At 58.1% G+C, this 20,670-nt stretch carries 13 protein-coding genes; 10 read left to right on the forward strand and 3 right to left on the reverse strand.

Annotated features, from left to right (window positions below):
• Nucleotides 1-66 precede the first annotated feature (66 nt).
• Genes AC50YL_RS28685 through AC50YL_RS28695 form a run of 3 tightly spaced genes read left to right on the forward strand, consistent with a single transcriptional unit; the run spans nt 67 to nt 4,768 of the window.
• On the forward strand, nt 67-1,098 hold the full coding sequence (locus tag AC50YL_RS28685; RefSeq protein WP_494836482.1) for a carbohydrate-binding family 9-like protein: 1,032 nt from the start codon (nt 67-69) through the stop codon (nt 1,096-1,098).
• Nucleotides 1,095-3,737, forward strand: coding sequence for a transglutaminase-like domain-containing protein (locus AC50YL_RS28690; protein WP_494836483.1), 2,643 nt, complete (start codon nt 1,095-1,097; stop codon nt 3,735-3,737). The genes AC50YL_RS28685 and AC50YL_RS28690 overlap by 4 nt, the downstream gene beginning before the upstream one ends.
• A complete protein-coding gene (locus tag AC50YL_RS28695; protein WP_494836484.1) occupies nt 3,734-4,768 on the forward strand; it encodes a glycoside hydrolase family 18 protein in 1,035 nt (344 codons plus the stop codon). The genes AC50YL_RS28690 and AC50YL_RS28695 overlap by 4 nt, the downstream gene beginning before the upstream one ends.
• Nucleotides 4,769-5,120: 352 nt before the next feature.
• Here AC50YL_RS28695 and AC50YL_RS28700 read toward each other — a convergent pair whose 3' ends face one another.
• On the reverse strand, nt 5,121-6,425 hold the full coding sequence (locus AC50YL_RS28700) for an aminotransferase class I/II-fold pyridoxal phosphate-dependent enzyme (protein WP_494836486.1): 1,305 nt from the start codon (nt 6,423-6,425) through the stop codon (nt 5,121-5,123).
• 228 nt (nt 6,426-6,653) lie between these two features.
• On the opposite strand from AC50YL_RS28700, the gene AC50YL_RS28705 reads away from it, so the two are divergent.
• Nucleotides 6,654-7,439 carry a helix-turn-helix domain-containing protein gene (locus AC50YL_RS28705; RefSeq protein WP_494836488.1) on the forward strand — a complete coding sequence of 262 codons (786 nt, stop codon included), beginning with the start codon at nt 6,654-6,656 and terminating at the stop codon, nt 7,437-7,439.
• A gap of 76 nt (nt 7,440-7,515) precedes the next feature.
• On the opposite strand, the gene AC50YL_RS28710 is transcribed toward AC50YL_RS28705, so the two are convergent.
• Entirely contained in the window at nt 7,516-8,154 is a 639-nt protein-coding gene (locus tag AC50YL_RS28710) for a pyridoxamine 5'-phosphate oxidase family protein (protein WP_494836489.1), read from the reverse strand.
• Between the two features lie 130 nt (nt 8,155-8,284).
• Between AC50YL_RS28710 and pdxR the strand changes: the two genes are divergently transcribed.
• Nucleotides 8,285-9,781, forward strand: coding sequence for a MocR-like pyridoxine biosynthesis transcription factor PdxR (pdxR, locus tag AC50YL_RS28715; protein WP_494836491.1), 1,497 nt, complete (start codon nt 8,285-8,287; stop codon nt 9,779-9,781).
• A gap of 49 nt (nt 9,782-9,830) precedes the next feature.
• On the opposite strand, the gene AC50YL_RS28720 is transcribed toward pdxR, so the two are convergent.
• A complete protein-coding gene (locus tag AC50YL_RS28720) occupies nt 9,831-10,619 on the reverse strand; it encodes a phosphatidylserine decarboxylase (protein WP_494836738.1) in 789 nt (262 codons plus the stop codon).
• 149 nt (nt 10,620-10,768) lie between these two features.
• Here AC50YL_RS28720 and AC50YL_RS28725 point away from each other — a divergent pair, with 149 nt between their 5' ends.
• The 5 genes from AC50YL_RS28725 (at nt 10,769) to AC50YL_RS28745 (ending at nt 20,519) form a co-directional block, all read left to right on the forward strand.
• Nucleotides 10,769-11,059 (forward strand): hypothetical protein, encoded by a 291-nt coding sequence (locus tag AC50YL_RS28725; RefSeq protein ID WP_494836493.1) that lies wholly within the window; start codon nt 10,769-10,771, stop codon nt 11,057-11,059.
• A 108-nt stretch (nt 11,060-11,167) separates the two neighbouring features.
• Nucleotides 11,168-12,319, forward strand: a complete 1,152-nt coding sequence (locus AC50YL_RS28730) for a glycosyltransferase family 4 protein (RefSeq protein ID WP_494836495.1) — start codon at nt 11,168-11,170, stop codon at nt 12,317-12,319.
• Nucleotides 12,320-12,685: 366 nt separating this feature from the next.
• Nucleotides 12,686-13,612, forward strand: a complete 927-nt coding sequence (locus tag AC50YL_RS28735) for a copper amine oxidase N-terminal domain-containing protein (RefSeq protein WP_494836496.1) — start codon at nt 12,686-12,688, stop codon at nt 13,610-13,612.
• A gap of 6 nt (nt 13,613-13,618) precedes the next feature.
• The gene (locus AC50YL_RS28740; RefSeq protein WP_494836498.1) at nt 13,619-13,990 is read left to right on the forward strand and encodes a hypothetical protein; all 372 of its coding nucleotides are present in this window, start codon (nt 13,619-13,621) and stop codon (nt 13,988-13,990) included.
• A gap of 484 nt (nt 13,991-14,474) precedes the next feature.
• Nucleotides 14,475-20,519, forward strand: a complete 6,045-nt coding sequence (locus AC50YL_RS28745; protein WP_494836499.1) for a hypothetical protein — start codon at nt 14,475-14,477, stop codon at nt 20,517-20,519.
• Nucleotides 20,520-20,670: the final 151 nt, after the last annotated feature.

Below are 20,670 nucleotides of genomic sequence, written 5' to 3' on the forward strand. Positions count from 1 at the left end.
GCTCCAATTTGTTTACATAATAACAACAAAAACGGGGTTTGAACATCCCCGCCCGGAGGGAACGACATGATTCGAAGCGGAGTACCTGAACCGCAGATCGTCTATCATCCTAATCATTACCTGTGCAAACGCGCCCCGGGGCCGCTCGTCTTGGACGGCCGCATCGACAAACCGTTCTGGTCGGACGCGGAATGGACGGCGGATTTCGTCGACATCGAAGGCGATCTCCGTCCGAAGCCCGCCAAGCGGACGCGGGTCAAGATGCTGTGGGACGACGACTGTTTTTATTTCGCGGCGGAGTTGATCGAGGATCAAATCTGGGCAACGCTTGCGGAGCGGGACTCGGTCATCTTTTATGACAACGATTTTGAAATTTTCATCGATCCGGACGGCGACTCGCACCTGTACTACGAATTCGAGATCAACGCGTTGAACACCGTCTGGGACCTGCTGCTCCCGAAGCCGTACCGCGACGGCGGACCGGCCGTGAACGGCTGGGATATCGCCGGGCTTCGGACGGCGGTGCATATCGACGGCGAACTGAACCGGCCCCAGGCCGATAACCGGATGTGGAGCATCGAGGTCGCCTTGCCTTGGGCCAGCTTGAAAGAGTGCGCGCCGGAAGGCCGCCGGCCGGTCAAGGGCGAGTTCTGGCGCGTCAACTTCTCCCGCGTCGAGTGGCGGGCGGAAGCGCGGGACGGCGAGTACCGCAAGCTGCTTGATCCCGGGACGGGCAAGCCTTTCCCGGAGGATAACTGGGTATGGTCGCCGATGGGCCTCGTGAACATGCATTACCCGGAGCTCTGGGGCTACGTGGCGTTCGCGGACGAAGACGGCCCGGCTGACTTCGCGCTGCCGCCCGACGAACGCATCAAGTGGGAGCTGCGCAGGCTGTATTACAAAGAACGGAACTATTGCGAAGCCCACGGTTCGTTTACGGACGACCTGCGGCTGCTGACGGGCGGGGAAACGATGGAGATCGAGCCCGTTATCGAGACGACGCGAAGCATGTTTCAGATCGCGGCGCCTTCCTCGGACGGGACCGCGATCTACTGCATCCGCGAAGACGGAAAGTTATGGAAGGAGCCGATACGATGACGACGAAGCAGCCCTGCGCATTTGATTTGGATCACGAGGAGATGGCGAGCATCGAGCGCAAGCTCCATGAGAAACGGGCGATCGCCAAGCCGAGGGAACGGGAGTTGTTCGGCGTGTTCGAGGAAGCGCTCACGGAAGAGGAAGCTTGGGCGCTGAAGTATTTGTACGCGTACATGCCGGTCAACGACTTGGCCGACTACGACGGGCGTTTGTTTCTGAGCCATGTGCGCAAGACGCTCGAGATTCGCAAACGGATGCCTTGGGGGACTCGCGTGCCCGACAGTTTGTTTCTTGCATTCGTCCTGCCGTACCGGGTGAACACGGAAAACATCGAGGATTCCCGCGGTCCCCTGCACGCCGAATTGGCGGAACGCACGCGGAAGCTGACGATGGCGGACGCGATTCTCGAGACGAACTATTGGTGCCACGAGAAGGCGGTCTACATCGGCAGCGATCTGCGGACGCTGTCGCCGCTCTCCATGATCCGCAACGCGCGCGGCCGGTGCGGCGAGGAATCGACGCTCGCGGTCGCCGCGCTGCGCAGCATCGGCATTCCGGCGAGGCAGGTCTACACGCCGCTGTGGGCGCATTGCGACAGCAATCATGCCTGGGTGGAAGCCTGGGCGGACGGCATGTGGCATTACTTCGGGGCGTGCGAGCCGGAAGCCCGCTTGAATCAAGGTTGGTTCAGTCCGCCGGCGCGGCGGGCCATGCTCGTCAACACGCGGATTTTCGGGGACTACCGTGGGCCGGAAGACATCACGCTCGCCCATGACCGGTTTACGGAGATCAATCTGCTGGCGAACTACGCGCCGACGCGGACGCTGACCGTCGCGGTGAAGGATGAGCAAGGCAAGCCGGCGATCGGCGCCCAGGTCCGATTCGAGCTATACAATATGGCGGAGTTCCAACCGATCGCGTTGCTGCCGACGAACGAGCAGGGTGAAGCGGCGCTGATCACCGGTTGCGGCGATCTGTTGGTTCGCGCCGCGAAGGATGGCCAATGGGGCGAAGAAGCCGCCGTCGCCGATGCCGATCGGATTGAGATCGTGCTTGCCACCGGCGGGCAGACCGCCGGCACGGTCGATCTGGACATGACGCCTCCGCCCGAACGCGGGGGCGAGGCGGGCGAGTCGCTGCCCGAGGAGACGGCGGCACGGCATAACCGCCGCCTTGATGAGGGCACGAAGATTCGGGCCGCCTACGAGGCGACGTTCCTGAACGAGGTCCAGGCGGCGGAGCTGGCCGAGACGACCGGGCTGCCGGCCGATCGGGTATGGGACGCGCTGCGCAAAGCGCGCGGCAACAGCCATGAGATCGCCGCGTTTCTCCGCGAGCATGCCGCCGTTCACGGGCTGTGGGCGCTGCTGCTGCTGGAGAGTTTGAACGAAAAGGATCTGACCGATACGTTCCGTCCGGCGCTCGAGGATCACCTGTCGGGTGCGCTGGACCGGCGGGGAGAGCTGCCGGAGGACGTGTTCATTCCCTATGTTCTCTGCCCGCGCGTGCTGCACGAGATGATCGTGCCGTACAGACGCTTGTTCAATTCGGCGTTCACCGCAGCGGAAGCCGCGGCTTTCCGGGCGGATCCAAGCGTATTGGCGCGCAAGCTGGGCGAAGGCTACGCACGAGAGGAAGACCTTCCGAACTTGAAGGGAAAAGGAAACCCGGCCGGCACCTTCAACCTGATGAAGGGCGACCGCATGTCGCTGGCGATTCTGTTCGTGGCGGTTTGCCGCAGTTTGGGCATCCCGGCGCGGCTGGAGCCGAGCGAGCAGAAGCCGCAATATAGGGTCGGCGGCAGCTGGCAGCATGCGGTTATGGACGAAGAGGCCCTGCCCGAGCAAGCATCCGTGCGTCCGGGGACGCTGCGTCTGGTGCGGGATGCCAAGGCGCCGGCGGAAGCGCCGGCCGCATCCTATGCCGAGAACTTCACGTTCGCCCGATTGGAGAACGGCATTTACAAGACGATGCTGTATCCGCATGGCAAAACCGACGTATACGACAAGCCGTTCGAGACGGAGCCGGGCTCGTACCGGCTGACGACGGGCGTCCGTCTGAAGGACGGCACCGTCCGGGTGCGGTTCGCGTATTTCGCGGTGCGTGCCGGGGAAGAGACGAGCGTCGCGCTGACCTATCGGGAGGCGGAGGCCGAGCTGCCCGTGCTGGGGACGCTGGATGCTTCGGCTGCGGTCGCGCTGCCGGACGGAACCGGCAAGCGGCTCGAGGAGCTGCTCGGCCGGCAGGGCGCGATCGCGGCATGGATCGAACCGGAACGGGAGCCGACCAAGCATTTGCTTCGCGAGCTGGGCGAGCTTGCCGGTCCGTTCGCGGAGCTGGGCGCGCCGATCGTGCTCCTCGTCGGCGATGCCGAGTGGACGGCTTCGTTCGATCCCGCTCACTATCCGAAGCTGCCGGGTTCCGTCGTCTTCGTACGGGATTCGTCGTCGGCGGCGATGCCGGACACGATCTCGCGACCGCCGGCAAGCGAAGCGGGCTTCCCGCATCTCTTCGTCGTGGACGGGGAACGCCGGATCCGCTACGCGGCCTCGGGCTACAAGATCGGAACCGGAAAGGAAGCGCTGCGCACGCTATCCGCCATAAGCTCGGATACGATGGAAGGAGGTGCTCAAGCATGACGCGACAGCCTTATATCGTCGGCTATATCGTCGACAGTCAGCTTCCCCTGACGACGCGGGAGGATCTGGCGAAATTAACGCATGTGAACGTGGCCTTCGGCCATGTGCGCAAGGATGAAATCCATATCGGACACTTGAAGCATCTGGGTTGTCTGGCGGACATCAAGCGCGATCATCCCGGGCTTCGGATCCTGCTGTCCGTCGGCGGCTGGGGAGCAGGCGGGTTCTCGGAGGCGGCGTCGACGGAGGAGGGGCGGGCCAGCATGGCGGCTTCGGCGATTCGCGTCTTGTCGGAATTCCCGTTCGACGGCATCGATCTCGATTGGGAGTACCCTTGCTACGGCGAAGCGGATATCGCATCCAGCCCGGACGACAAGACGAATTTCACGCTGCTGCTGAAGGCGATCCGCGAAGCGCTGGACGCCCAAGGCGCGCAGGACGGACGCCATTATCTGCTCACGATCGCCGCGGGAGCCGATCAGTATTACGTGGACGGGACGGAAATGGACCAGGCGCAGCGGTACTTGGATTACGTGCAGCTGATGACCTACGACATGCGCGGCGGGTTCCAGATCCTGACCGGCCACCACACGAACCTGCATACCCCGTCGGGCGATCTGTTCCGCATCAGCGCGGACGCGTCCGTCAAACTGTTCCTGGCGGCCGGCGTGCCGCAAGAGAAGCTCGTCATGGGCGTCGCCTACTACTCCCGCATGTGGAACGGCGTGCCCGACCGGAATCGCGGCCTGCACCAGATGGCCTCCGGTACCGGCGGTTACGGCCCGGACTTCACGGAGCTCGCGTCGGACTACATCGGCAAGAACGGCTACGTCCGTTATTGGGACGATGAGGCCCGCGCGCCGTATCTCTTCAACGGCAGCAGCTTCGTCTCCTACGACGATGAAGAATCGATCGGACACAAATGCGACTATGTCAAAGCTAACGGCCTGGCCGGACTCATGTTCTGGGAATACGGCCTGGACCAAACGCATCGCCTGCTGGACGCGATGCACCGCGGTCTTCGGCAATAAATAAAACGGGGCTGCCCGAAGTAGTTCATCTACTTCGGACAGCCCCGTTTTTTATTATTAAACCTGCCGCGCAGGTTTTGCGAATGGGAGCGACTTTGGTGCGGAGCACCACGGGAGCACCCATCGCATAACCGGAGCCCGACTTTGGTGCGAAGCACCACGGGAGCGCCCATCGCAAAACCGGAGCCCCGCAAACGCACTAAAAAAACCGTTCCGAAAAATTCCGGAACGGCTTTCAATAAAACCTGCCGCGCAGGTTTTGCGAATGGGAGCGACTTTGGTGCGAAGCACCACGAGAGCGCCCATCGTAAAACCGGAGCACCACGAGAGCGCCCATCGCAAAACCGGAGCCTTACTTGGCCGTCACGCCGACCTCTTGAACGGCTTTATGAATCGTGTCGAACAGCTCTTCGAGGTTCTCCTCGTCGATGCAGGAGAACGCGACGCGCAGGTCGGTCTCGCCGAGCGCGATCGTGCCGATGCCGTACTCGTCGAGCAGGCGCATGCGCACGGCTTCCGCTTCCGCGCCGTTCAGCTTCAGGCACATGAAGTAGCCGGAGTTGAACGGATAATAGCTCCAGACGTCGCCGTAGCGGCCGCTGTCGAGCAGGTTCTTCACGGTGTTGGCGCGGCCTTTCATGATCGCGAACTTTTCTTCCTTCTGCGCTTCGAAGTCCGGCGATTGCAGCGCCTTCAGCACGAACGTCTGCGACGGATGCGGACCGCTCGAGATCGTCGCGCGGATGATGCCGAGCGTTTTCTGCTCCAAGGCGCTCAGTACCGCGTCGGAACCGTCAGCGAAGGTGATGAAACCGACGCGAAAGCCCCAAACATACTCTTCCTTCGTCGCGCCGTCGACCTTGATCGGCAGGATGCGCGGGTGCGCGCCGACCAGTTGGCCGAACAGCGATTCCTGCATCGACCCTTCGAAGAAGAGGCCGAAGTAGGCGTCGTCGGTAACGGCCACGACGTTGATGCCGGCATCGGCCGCGTCGCGCAGCGCCGCGACGATCTCGGCGCCTTCCTCGGCGCCCGGCGTGTAGCCGGTCGGGTTATTCGGGAAGTTCAGGACGACGATGGCTTTGCCTTTGCTCTGCTGAGCCAGCAGCGCTTCGCGCAGGCCTTGGCTGTTGAAGCGGTTGTCGCCGTCGTACAGCGGATATTCGACGATCGCTGCCCCGCGGCGCACGCCGAAGGTCAGCTCGTAGTTTTCCCAGTTTTTGTTCGGAATGATGACGGCGTCCCCTGCGTCCGCGAACAGGTCCGCAACGATGCTGAGACCGTGCGTGAGCGCGTTGGTCGCGATCGGGTTGCCGTACGTCTTGTTCGCAAGCGACGGGTTTTCCTTCAGCATTTTGGCGCGCCATGCGGTACGCAGCTCGGGCTTGCCGGCCGGAGGCGCGTATTCGTACAGATCCTTCGGATTGTAGGCGGACAGCGTGTCTTGGATGACCTTCAGATGCATCGGCTGACCGTTCTCGATCGCGATGCCGATCGTTGCGTTGAATTTCTTCGCCTTCGCTTTTGCTTCGGCCGATTGGCTTAAGATGCCTTCCTTCGGAAAATAAAGGGCTTTGCCGAGTGTGGATAACATCGAGAAAACGTGGCCGTTCTCGCGCTCAATCGTCGCGTTCAATTGCTGGGCAAGTGGGTTCATGGACTTCATTCATCCTTCCGGTAGATCATTCTCGTAATTGGCTTCCGGCTGGAAACCGTTTAGGTGATATTATACCACTTTCCAAGAGCGGAAGGCCATGACCGCCCGGCTATTTTTCGTACAATATTTGAAATCGCACGTCCGTTTCCCCGGCGAAGTTGGCAAAGGTTTCGCAGTATTGTATGATGGCTTCGACATTGTTTACCGCGAGGGGGAGGAAGCTGAAGGATGCTTCACGTATCGCCGAATTCGTTGCAATTAAAGCCGGCCTTCGCCAAGATCGTCTGCGAGCCGGGATGGAAGTGGCAGAAGCGCGAGAAACCGCTGGCCAATTACGATCTGTTCTACGTCTGGAGCGGCAGCGGGGAAGTGCTGCTGAACGGCGTGCCGGTGCCGGTGAGCAAGGGCAGCTGCTTCTTGTTCCGGCCGGACGATTTCACGAGCGCCACGCATAACCCGCAGCGTCCGCTCGTACTCACGTACATTCATTTCGACGTCAAGGAGCCGGTGGACCTCATCCCGCAATCGTACCGGATGCTGCAGGAGACGGTGGATTTCGAGTACCTGCTGTCCCGTTACGTCCGGCTGTTCCTCGTCAAGACGTACGCGGCCGAAGAGGAAGCGCAGCTGATCCTGAAGCAGCTCATCATCCATCTTCTCCGCGAGGACCGGGAGGGCCCCGTCGAACGCAAGGCGAGCAACCAACTGACCGAAGCGATCCACGAGGTCGCCAACTACATCCGCCAAAATCCCGGCATCGCGCACCGCGTCGAGGATTTGGCCGCGCGGGCCCAGCTCTCGCCGAGGTACTTCTCGATCAAATTCAAGGAATTGATCGGCTCCTCGGTCCAATCCTACATGATCCGGACGCGGATCGAACGGGCGCAGCATCTGCTCATGCATGCCGGGATGAACGTGACGGAGGTCGCGGACGCGCTGGGATACCGGGATATTTTCTTCTTCAGCCGGCAGTTCAAGCAGTACACAGGAAAAAGCCCGTCGGAAATCCGCTAGGCGTTCTGCGCCTGGTGCGGACGGCCGGCGGGCTTTCTGCATGCAGCGGCCTCGGGGCGATGCGCCAATCGCGGGCTCAGTCCCCGGTCGCGCCTCCGGCATGCGGACAATAGCGGTTCATGAGCGCGATCGTCTCCGCATCGAGCGGTGCATTGCGCTCGGCCAGTTGGCCCGTGATGGATTCGCGGGCGGGCTGCTTCAGGTTTTGGCCGAATTTGAACTTGCCGCTGACCCGGTCCGCGTCGATGCGCACGACCGCGACGCCCTTTAGCCGGGGGATATAATCCGGATCGGTCGCGTCGATCGTCTTGTAACCGCCTTCCGGCTGCAGCTTGCGCATGAGCGCTTCCAGCGCGGCGGCTTTTTCCGCGGGATCGTCCACGACGACGGCTCGTCCATCGAGCCGCACCGATTTGAAATACGCCGTCGCCGGGCAGGCCATCAGCGGGTCGCTGAAGTACGACGGGATGATCGCGTACTCCTTCGCGGCCATGAACGTGACGCGCTCGTTCGCTTTGAGCTGGGTCATCTTCTCCCCGATCCGGCTGCCGTGAAAATAAACGCTCCCGTTCACGTAGACGAAATTAAGCGGCGTCATCGCGGGCGCTCCCTCGGGCGTGACGGTGCCGAGAAAGCCGAAGCTCATCTCCTCCATGAAGCTTGCGATTTCCTCCGGATTGCTGCCTTCGTCAACTTCGAATTCCGTTCTGCGCATCGTCCATTCCTCCGCCTTCCTATTGATAGCCCCTAGCATACACCGCGCATTGACAATCAAAAAGATCCAATTATGATTAGTTTTATCGGACCACTTTAGAGTGAAGCGAACAATCGGGAGGAGCGGCGCCATGGATATGGATTTTCGCATTGCGTACGAACGGCATTTCGGGGAACTGGGGCGCAAGACGGAAGCGATGTTCCAAGCGCTGCGGGAAGGGATCGTGATCGGGACGCTTCGCGGCGGGACTAGGTTGCCCTCGAGCCGCAAGCTCGCGGAGCTGTACGGCCTGTCGCGCGGTTCCGTGAACGCCGCGTACGACATGCTGATCGCGGAGGGCTTCGCCAGTGCCGAGCTCGGCAGCGGGACGTTCGTGGCGGCGACCGTCCCGCCGCCGGGGGACAGCACGGGCGGAAGCACAGGGGCGTCCCTCCCGTTATCGGCTTGGGGCAAGCGCCTCGTCGCGTCGAAAGCGCGGTTCGGCTTCGTGGAGAACCACCCTTTGCTGCCTCTCGGCGGCGGGAAGGAGCGGGTCAGCTTTCGGCTGCGCGAGACGGATGCCGAGCTGTTTCCGGCGGAGGCGTGGAAATCCGCGATGCACGCGGAGATCCGGGACATGATGGCGGCGTTCCCGGCCGTGACGGCACCCGTCGAAGGGTATCTTCCCCTCCGCGAGGCAATCGCGCGGGACCTGCGGCGCGAACGCGGCATACGCGCCGGCGCGGCCAATATTTGCATCACGAACGGCTCCATGCAGGCGATCGCCCTCCTGACGATGCTGCTCGTGCAGCCCGGCATGCCCGTCGTCGTGGAAAATCCGGCCTATTCCGGCATCCGCCGCGCCGTGACGGCCCAGGGCGGTACCCTTGTCCCCGCAGCCATCGACGATCATGGCATCATCCCGCAGGATTGGCGCGCGCGTCTGCTGCTGGTCACGCCGACCCGGCAATATCCGACCGGGGCGGTGCTCTCGGCACGGCGCCGGGCGGAGCTGCTGGCTTGGGCATCGCGGCAGGACGCCGTCATCGTCGAGGACGATTACGACAGCGAGCTGCGCTGGGGCGGCCGGCCGGCGGAGCCGCTCAAGGCGCTCGACCGCGAGGAACGGGTCGTATACATCGGCACGTTCTCGAAGACGATGTTCGTCGATCTGCGCATCGGCTACGTCGTCCTGCCGGATTCGCTGCTGGAACCGTTCCGGCTGGCCAAAGCGCTGCTGGAACCGCATCCGTCCGCGCTCGTGGAGCAACGGGCGTTGGCCCATTTTATCGGAAGCGGCGCGTATGCCAAGCATGTCCGTCGGATGAAACGGATCATCGGGCGCCGGCTGCTGGCTTTTCGGGAAGAGGTGGAGGCGCGGCTCGCGCGTTGGTTCCGCTTCGTGCCGGCGGATGCGGGGCTGCATATGTACGCCGAATGGCGGGGCGACGCCGAAAGCTATGCCGAACTTCAGGCGCGCTGCGCGGCGCGCGGGGTCAATTGGTCGCTCGGGGATTCGTTGTGGGAGGGCGATGCCGCTCCGCCCTGCATGGCCTTGTTCGGCTTCGCTCACCTGAGGGAAGCCCAGATCTCGCTTGGCGGAGCGCTGATCGAAGCGGCCTGCATGGAGCTGGCGGCGGAACGTTAAAAAGCGGCAGGCTCGGCAGCCTGCCGCTTTGGCGTATGTACCCGGGTCGTTACAGATCGATCAGCGTGCCGAGCTTCTCGCCCATCCGCACCTTCAAGCCGGTCTTCAGATCGGCGCGCGGCGCGAAGCTGTCGTCTTCCGTCAAGAGCACGACGGTGGAACCGAATTCAAAATAGGCGAGATCGTCGCCTTTTTCCATCTTGTCGCGGAGGGGCAGCACGTATTTGATGCTGCTGACGTTCATGGCGCCGACTTTGACGATGGCGGTCTCGGCGTGCGCATGGCGCATGTACGTGATGAGACGCTCGTTGCGGCTCAGCACCCGGCGCATGTGGCGAAGGCCGAAGTCGTTGACGGGGTATACTTTTCCGGCGACGTGTTCGCGTTCCACGATCGTGCCGGCGATCGGCGTATGTATGCGATGGTAATCGGTAGGGCTTAAGTATAGGACCATATAGTAGCCGTTCTTGTAGTTCTCCAAGCGCGGCGAGCGGTTAAGCAGTTCTTCGATCGAATAATCCTGTCCCTTGACGTTCAGGATCGTACCTTGCCGGATAGGGCCGCAGCCTGTAATGAGCGCGTCGACGGGGCTGACGAGCGCATCCGGATCGGAATCGACGGGCCGGGAACCGGACTTCAGCCGGCGGGTGAAAAATTCGTTAAGCGTGCGGTATTCATGCAGCTGTTTCTCGGCTTCCTGCACGGCAATGCCGTACATTCGGGCGAATCGCGGTATAAAGGGCCGGCTGGCGGGCGATTGCGCAAATCGGCCGGTTATGCGCGATATCCATTTTCGCGAGCTAAGCTCGGTCATGGATCGGAGCAGCCATTTGGTCATGCCGGTCATTCACGTCCTCTCTTGGATAAGGGCAGCATCTGGATGGTCTGCGACTAGTTTGACATATCGCGGGTTAATTATCAATAGAATACATTCCCTTGGGTTTAAGCCGGCCGATGACTGCGAATGCTGGTGGTGAGGTGATTTCATTGATCGGATTCATTCTAGCTGCCGTCATCGTCGGAGGCGTGCTGCTGACGTGGCTCAGGCATTCTTATCGCGGTGCGAAATGGCTGCTGGACGTGCTGGCGGCCGCAGCTTACTTGTTGTTTTTCTCGGAGGCGGCCCATGCCGTGTTGAAGACGCTGCTCGACGATACCGTGTTCATGACGCAGGTGCACGAGGTGCTGCTCCGTCCCTTGTTTCTGATCAGCGGCGGCTATCTCGGCCCCTATGGCCTAAGCCTGCTTCTAGCGCAGCTGCTGCCGAGGGACAAATAGTTAGGCGCTTCGAATTGCCGGGAGCAAGGCGCATGGCGGTTGCCGGCTTGCCATTCCCGCGTAAACTGTAACAGCACATTTTGTTACAGGAGAGGCGGTCTGCGCGCCATGGATAAACCCAAAGTCGCCTTCGTGACGCCGGGTACGTTTCCTCTGCCATCCCCAACCAGCAGCTCGGTCGAACGCGTCGTGGAAAAAACCGTGCCGCTTCTCGCTTCCCGCATCGAGGCTCATATCTACGGACGAATCAGCCGTTCCCTCGGCAGGCGCGGAAAGTTGGGCATGGCGGTCATCGAACGGTTCCCGGCTGCCAATAAACAGACGTACATCCGGTGCGTGAAGCGCGCGATCGGCAAGCTTCGCCCCGATCTGCTTCAGGTCGAGAACCGGCCGCGCTACGTGCTGAAACTGAAGCAGGCGCTGCCGAACAAGCGCGTCTGGCTGAACCTGCATTCCAATACGTTCATCCGGGAGCGGGCGATCCCAGCCAGGACGCTGTCCCAATGTTTTCAATCCGCGGACCGCATCATCGTGAACAGCGAGTTTCTGCGGGAGGATGCGGCCGGCCGCGTTCCCCATTGCGCGGATAAGCTTCGGGTCGTCTACCCCGGCGTGGACATCGAGCGGTTTCCGTCCCAATTCTCGGCTGCCGGGGCGCTTCAGCGGGCGGAGCTTCGATCCAGGCGGAAGTGGAACGGCCGCAGCATCGTGCTGTTCATGGGCCGGCTCCAGGAGATCAAGGGCGTGCATCATCTGCTGAAGCTGATGCCGCAGCTGATTCGCTCGCATCCGTCGGTGCTGCTCGTGATCGTCGGCGGCGCCTTCTACGGCTCCAAACGGACAACGCCATACGTCCGCAAGCTGCACCGGATCGGCCGTACGATGAAGAACCATGTGCGGTTCGTGCCTTACGTGCCGTATTCGGAGGTGCCGAGTTGGTTTCTCGGCGCCGACGTGGCGGTCGTGCCGTCCGGCAGCCGCGAAGCGTTCGGACTCGTGAACGTGGAGGCGATGTCCTGCGGACTGCCGGTGGTGGCCACGCGCTCGGGCGGGATGAAGGAAATCATCGACGACGGCGTAACCGGCTACCTGGTCAACCCCGAGCATGTCGTGGCGGAGATGCGCTCGCGGCTGCTAGAGCTGCTGAATAACGATCAGCTGCGCCAGGACATGGGTCGCCAGAGCCGCAGGCGGGTCGAGCAGCATTTTACGTGGCGGCATTCCGCGGAGCGTTGGCTGGAGCTGTTATCGGAGCCTTGATGGCGGGCCGATAGCGCAATTGTAAAAATAAGGTTGAAATTTGTCGGCGTCCTGCGTACAATAAGGGAGTCATTGTAGACGTACGCAATCTCACATGCAGCAGGAAGCACCTGTTTGCGAGCTGGTTTATTCAGCTTGCAGGCCGGTGCTTTTTTTCGTTCTCGCAGGCTGGGGAGCCGCGAAAACTTTGGGGATTTTTTAAGGGGACAGGTATCGTCGAAATCTAGCGAAAGGTGGTAGAATATGTTAATCGGTGGAGGCGTTGGGACGCCGAAGGATAGTGCGCTACATATACGGGTTTATGAATAAGCTATGAAACTAGCAATAAACGTGCTGTGATGCATAAAACCGGGGAGGACTTTGGACATGAAAAGGAATAGAAAAATGACGGCTGTTTTGGCCGCGGCAGTACTGGCAAGCAGCTTGATTGGAGGAGCTTCGGCTTTTGCGGATACACCTCGAATCGTATCGTCGGACATGCCCATTAAATTGCTATTTGATGCGCGACAGTTGACAACGGATGTGGCGCCTGTGAATGAGGATGGAACAATACTTGTGCCGATTCGTTTCGTCTCGGATAAGCTCGGCGGTAAGTTGACGCTGACAGGTAAGTTGATCAACATTGTGAAGGGTTCAAGTATACTTGACCTAACAATTGGAGCTGCGACAGCGACGGTGAACGGAAAGACAATTGCGTTATCGGCACCTGTACATGCAGTTTCAGGGCGAACTATGGTACCTCTTCGCGTAGTGAGTGAGGGATTGGGAGTTGCGGTAGAATGGGATGTTATCAATAAGTTTGTTTGGATTGGTAGTAAGGATGTACCGGAAATACATGATTTGAAGAAGCCTGGAGATATTAAGCCGTTTTTACCTTATTTTAAGGGAGCACCAGAGTATCTTCTAAATGGAGGATATGGAAGATATACTAACGCAACCGAAATAGGAATTAATGATTTCCCTTTTAGAGATGGTGTAAATACGTTCTATAGGATGGATTTAGCTTATGATCAAAATAATAATGTTTATTTGCAAACGATTGAGAATACTCCAGCAGCTATGAACGGCGATTTTTATTTTTTGTCCCGTAATTCAAGTCCAATTGGTAGCTTAGCTTTAACATATTTACGTCAGATTCCGACCAAAGGAATTCATATTTATTATAACAATACTTCAAAATTAGGTGGGAAAATGAATGATCTTAGTAAAGTCGATTTTATCGATTTTTGTAATACAATAAATCTTGGAAAAGGAAACAGCACTCAAATATTCATTAAGAATCCATGGAGGTAAGTGCTTTTGAAAAAACGCGTCAAACAGATAGTAGCTCTTGTTGGGGTTATAGCCCTTCTTGCAGCACTATTTCCGACCTGCATTTTTCAAAAGGTATCGGCGGATAGTGTTAATCCAAGTATTACACCTGTACGTGAAAGAAGTAATTATCCCGATGGTAACTTTCTAAATTCCAATAAACGTTATGCCGTTGGTTTTATGTACGAAGACGTTTGGTCTGATTCAACCGGTGGAAATTGGAATCCTGATGCCAAAGACGCAACAGGCGTTTCTATTACAAGTCCTTATTCTTTCTCGTTTCCTGGAAGAACAGTCAAGTATGTTAGTGTTTCAAAATTCACTCCAGGATTAACTAGAGATACAAGGTTTCTTTACTGAATCGCGCTCAGGAGATACATGGGATAAATATGTAGCATGGGTGGGGAACAATCCATCTTTGCCAAAAACCACTTCAGTTTCTGGATTAGGCACAAGCAGCGTCTCATACTCAGTGACATTGACTGGTGATTTAACAACAATCGATCCCTATGACATTCGCGACCGTGATCAAGTTTGCGAAAACTGTTCAGAGAACGTCCATGGTTACCGCTATTTCTTCCCGATTCTCTTCTCTTTTGAGCTTAACGGCCATATGGAAGTTCATCATTACACAACCGAAGGAACGAATATTGATAACTCGTTTCCAAATCAATCCGTGGATTTGACAGGTACTCCGAAGACGCTGATTCCTGCAACGAGTCCGAATTACGATTACGTAGGTTACAAAAAGAGCACCGTGAGCCAGCCATCAGGCGGGAGCATTGTATCCGGGAGTCCGCCGACAATAACCTACGACGCTACATATGATATTTATTATCTTAACTTGTATTACAACGAAAAGACGACCGACGGCAAGGTGATCATCCGGCATTTTGACATGAACAACAACAGTCTCGACGGCATTGCCGGTCTGCATGACAGGGAACAGTCCTTGAACGAACACCAGTCTTACTCGTTCTCGCACAGCATTCCGGCTTCGGGCTCCGGCTACACGTATTCCGGCTATCGGAAATCCATGTCGGGCGTCCCTCCGAGCAGCGGTGCAATTACTGCAGGTGAGTATGATCTAGGCACGTTCACCAGCGCTTCATTTCCCAACCCGATCTATCTGCATTATTACTACGACGTTGATCCAACGGAATCGCCGGGCGAAATCAACATCCGCCATATGGTACGCGAAGGACCTGCCGGGACGTACTCACTGGCCAAGCAGCAAACGATCCCCATCGCCATGCTGCCGAACAGCTCGTCTTACAGCTACGATAATGCCTATGGAAACTTCCAAGGAAGCAACTTATCCCACGTGGCGTATTCCAACACCGTCACGACGAAAACCAGTCAATCCGTCAGCTTGACTTCAACGCTCAGCAAGGCGTATGTAACCTTTTTCTACGAGAAACCCCTCTCGTTCACAGGCGATTTCGACATCCTGCCTGATACCCTCCCCTACAAAGCTTCCTTTACGCTGCATCCCAAAAACTTTCAGCTGAAAGGCTGTACGTACATCTCCCATCATTTCAAAATCGAACGCAATGGCACGTGGACCGGCGATCCGGTAAACGGGCAGACGACGGATTCGACGTATACCTTCGGCAATTATCCATGGGTTATCGGCGTCGGCATTCATAGCGTCTCCATGCAGATCGTGACGAGCTGCGGCACGTCGGATTGGATCGGGCCAAAACCGCTCGCGGTAACGGGGCCGACCGTCAATAATCCGCCGACCTTCGAGATCGGTTTCGTCGATCCGAGCCAGCCGACCACACCGCTGCATCAAGTCGTCGAAGGGACGACGCTGAACTTGATCTACATCACCGATCCGAGCGTCCCGACGCCGAACGATCCGGACGGTGACGACCTGTATTTCATGGGCTTCGACTACTCGGGCGGTTCGGCCTTCGTGCAGTCGATTCCGTCCAAGAGCGTGGAATATATGGATGGCCAACATAATTTGAAGATGGATTCGCTCGGGTTTCAAAACATCTGCGCGCAGATGCGAGACGAATTCGGGGCAACGGCTACCGCGTGTACCTATATCGAAGTCGTGCCGAAGAATCCGGTGCCGGTCATCGACTGCACGCCGTCCGTCATTGCGAATCACCCGATTCCAGCCGGGGCCATCAGCAGCGCGCGCAGTTACAGCCCGATCTCGTATCTGAAGATCGATCATAGCCGCGATGAATGGACGAATAAACAATCCAGCTACCCGAATCCGGGAACCACGGACATCTCCGTGCAGATCGCGTTATCCGTTTATGACGAGAACGGACTAAAGTCGCTTGTACCGGCCAAATGCACGATTATCGTGAAGCCGGACTTGCCTCCGGTCGCGAAGCTGGTCGTTCCGCCGCTGTCGGTTCGCGGCACGCTGCTCGACCTGCCGAACAAGTCGACCAGTCCGGACGCGGATGCGATCGTGACCGCGGAGTACCGGTACAAATACGATGCCAATAACAACGGGTTTGCAGATGACGCTTGGAAAGCGGCAGCGGGCTCGCTGACGAAGCTGCAGTTTACCCCGACCAAAGTCGGCAAATATTTGTTCTATCTAAAGGTTACGGAAGAATACGGACAATGGGATGACACGAACTCCGATCCGCCGTCCACGTTGACGCTGAATGTCGTGAACAACGCGCCGGAAGTGTCGTTCGATCTGGAAGGGAGTAACCCGCAGCCGGATCTCGATCCGTACACGCGGATCCAGCCGGAGGAGATGATCAATTGGCCGATTTATGTGCCCGGTACGAACAATCTCGTCTACAGTAACACGAACTTGTGGCGGACAAGCTCCGGCAGCTTGACCAGCGGGGAAGGAAGGAATTTCGGACATCAGTATGATGAAGCCTATACCTACAACGTCATGCGCTTCAGTCGAACGCTCGAATCGTATCAAGCGTATCCGTTGACGAACAACGGATTCGGGTCCAATGAGCTGAACCCGTGGAGGTCCACGCTGCAATCCACCGTCGTTGCCAACGTTTTGAATAAGAAAGGCGACGGATTGCTGACCTGGTACTACAACCCGCCGAAAATACGATCGACGAAAAAGCTGCTCCTCTACGACTTCCATCAAACGAGCAGCAGCTACAACTCCAATACGGGACATTGGTCGTATGAATACGACGACGAATTCATCGCGCTCGACCCGCACAAGCTTTCGCCAATCAAAGACGTCTTCGGTCAATGGGGATCCGTTTCCCAAGCGTATACGAACGGCAATCCCAACGCTTATGTGTTGACCAATTCGAGTTTTAATGCAAGGAATGTCAATTTCTTGTACGCCGGCACGATGAAGAAGGACATTGGCGTTTACGTGACGAGCATGCCGGATTATGAACTGGCCGACCATTATCTCTATATGAAACGGAACTGGTCGTATGGCAACGATCAGCATGTATCGGATATTGCCGTCTTCGATGCTCGGACAGGCCACGAACTGTCCAGCACGTTCGTCAATCCGACGATCGATCAAGGCGAACAGAACACGGATATCGGTAACATGCAATTCTGCGGCGTTCAAGGCAGCAGCGTCATTTTATGCAATGACGTCTCGAATGGGATCGAGAAGCATTATAAATTAACGCGCGACATGGCACTTATAGCCTTACCTTCATGGACAGCGCCTGCGCCTGTAAACCCGGTTATTAAGACCATGACCAGTGCGGGTTATATGCCGATTGCTTCCATGACGGATGCGGCCGGAAATATCTATCGTTACGAAGCCTATTACAATCAAGGCTATAATTCCGGCTACTATGATTTGAACGTCGCGAAGTACAATGCGGATTACACGTTAGCCTGGCGGCAGTACATCGGGGATTCCATCCGAAACGACGCAGCGGTGCAAGGTCAGCAAATCAGCACCACGCCGCAAAATTCGTTCATGTCGGCTTACACGTATCCGGAAATCAAGAGCGGATTCTACTTCAACCCCGCGAAGAATGAGCTATACGCCAGGGTCTATTACGATCATACCCGTCCTGGGGACGTGCTTCCATTGATGTATGAACGCGTATATGTGCTGAATACGGGTACCGGAACGATCAAGCGCAAGGCGGATTCGCTGAACGGCGACGATATGGGCATGTACCATTACGGCGGCAGCGATTTCGGAGCCTATACCCAATTTTCAACCGATTTTGCAGGAAACCTTACGCCGAAGAGCAGGCTCAGCCAAACGGCAGACGGCTATCGCACCAGCTTGGATCGAACCAATGGCGCGACCTGCGATGCGGGGGGCGGTACCATGTACTCCACCTATGGGCGAAGCAAGGTTTTCGATGCGGCAGGCAATGCGGCAGGCAGCGTGCTGACCGGCTGCAACTATTCCACGTCGCCGATCTATGGCGCCTATTACATGGACGGCGTATACGTGACGTTATCGCAAGGCCGGCCGTCTTCGAGCTCGGATCAAGGAACGTACTCGAATACCATGAGCTTGACTGTTTCCGTCGGTCCGCCGACGACCAATCCGCTGATCGTGAAGCCGTTCACGAGCGGTCAGTTCTACTCGCCGTTCTCCTTGTCCGATGCGGAAACGAAATTCAGCTTCAAGCTGGACGATGCGGATTACGACAACGAATGGCTCGGATATTCGTTCCGGATGAAGGATCGGCAGAACGGCTACGCGCTCGAGACCGATGCGAAGAAGATCGAGCTGGTCAAATACGTCGCCGGCGCGCGCGCGGTCATTGCGACGCAGGACTATCCGCTGCTCAGTCAGAAGACGTACGCCGTCAAGCTGCAGGCGAGCGGCAGCCATTTCGCGGTGTTCCTGGACAACACGCCGATTTTCGAAGCGGATGACGGCACGTATGCTTCCGGACGCTTCGGCTATTTCTCGAACAAGGCGTTCGTCACGTTCAGCGGACTTGCGTATAAGCCGATGACGAGTAACGACGCGTGGTCGGATCAATATGCGATTTGGGACGCAGGATCCGCAACGGCCGAGGTGAAATACGACAACATCGTTTTCAGCGACCCGGAGAACGATCCTCCCGCCGGCAGCGTCTATGATTGGACCGTGCAGCACACGGTTCGCTTCATTCATAACCAAGGCGTTTCCGCGTTGAACGGGAAGACCTTCCATGACGCGCAGCTGAGATTCGATAAGGTCGGCGATTTCGTCGTTTCGCTGAAGGCGAAGGACGATCCCAATCCGGATCATCCCGCGCCGGACAATACGTTCGACGAGTACCGGAAAGACTCGAATACATTCATCAAGAAGATTACGGTCCACCGGCGGCCGATCGCGAAATTCCAGCTGGCCAGCGACGCAGCCCATAAGCTCCTGTGGACCGACAATAGCTACGATCCGGACCGGTATTTCAGCAGTACCGATTATTCGACCGAAGCCACCGGGATCGATTACAAGGCGACGAAAGGCATCCTGCAGAAGAGATTCTATTACGTGACGCCGAGCGGCGCATACAAGGAAGCGAAGCTCACCGCCCCGCAGGAAGTCGGCACGTACGAGATCGGCTTGGCGGTCAAGGACGAGTACGGCGCATGGTCGGATTGGTACGTGACGATGCTGCCGGTGACGGATCTGGCGCCGCCGAACAATCCGCCGGTTCCCGGATTCACGACGGATCGCGTAAACACGTTCCGCGGCGTGCCGGTCACGTTCGATTCGACTGCCCATGACACCGAGGACGGCGACCGCACGAAGCTCCCGCATGAGTACTACATCGCGAACAAGACGGCCGGCGGAACGGAGTCGTTCGCGAGCGACTCCCGGACGAATTGGACGAAGAGCTTCAACAGCATGGGGACGTTCGATGTACGCCAAGTCGTCTCGGATTCCGATGGCGCGACCGCGGAGTTCAACCTGCAGGTCAATGTCTTGAATCAGAAGCCGACCGCGGCGATTACGGTACCGGAGAGCACGGACCAAGCGAACCCGACGAAGATGATCGTGCTGCGGCCGGACTTTAAGTGGAGCTATTGGGATGCGGACGGCGATAACCAGACGCAGTTCCAGATGAAAATCTATAAGTACGGCGGCGTGCTGCAGCATGATTCAGGCGCGAAGACGTCCGGTGCCGTCGATTGGGTGCCCGGCGTGGATCTTCCCGAGCACGTGAACATGTATGTTGTCGTCCGCGTCTTCGACGGCTACGACTGGAGCGACTACGGCGACCCGCATTATTTCTACATCGAGACGAATCGGCCGCCGACTGCGGACTTCGATTGGTCGCCGAAACCGGTCTACGAAGGCGATATGGTGAAAATCGCGCAGACGATCGACGATCCGGATAAGGATCAGCTCAGCGTGCAGTATGTCGTGAAAGATCCGAACGGCATCGAGACACCGTTCGCTTATGCGCTGAATTCACCGTACTCTCCGTCCGGTCCAAGCTTCAAAGGAGCCAAGGTCGGCGCCTACAGCGTGCGGATGACGGTATCCGACGGCAAAGCGCCGCCGGTCGTGACGACGAAGAGCGTCATCGTGCTCCCGCTCGCGGTGGACGGACTAGTGAAGCATACGGATCTATGGAACGAGCGCCGGATCGAGAGCAACCTCAAATCCAGCGGAGATCCCGAGCAGCCGCGCGCCTACAACGTGTTTTGGGCAGGGGAGCGGTTCTTGCTGCGCGCGGCGACGACGGATACGGTCACGACGACCGATGCCGTGGAGGTCACGGCGACGATGAACGGCAAGACGGCGACCCTAACGCCGACGGATGCGTCGCGGACAAGCTGGAGCGGCGAAATGTGGGAGAAGACGTTCGAGAAGCTCCCGGACGGGCCGCTGACGTTTGCGTTCAAGGCAACGTACAGCAACGGCACCGTCAAAACCGCGACGGTCACGGTCGTCATCTCCGGCAACGTCCAGCAGACGGTCGGCGTCCATCGGCGCGATTAAGCCAGAGGCATGAGCATCAATTCGTGCCGATCATGCCATATTTCGATTGGAAACGAACGGCTCCCTTACCTGGAGAGCGCCGAAAATCCTTGGTTTTCGGCGCTCTTCCCAAGCGGAGCCGTTTTTTTTGCGAGAAATTGACCCTGCACCA

Source organism: Paenibacillus sp. J22P277 (genome assembly GCF_059383675.1).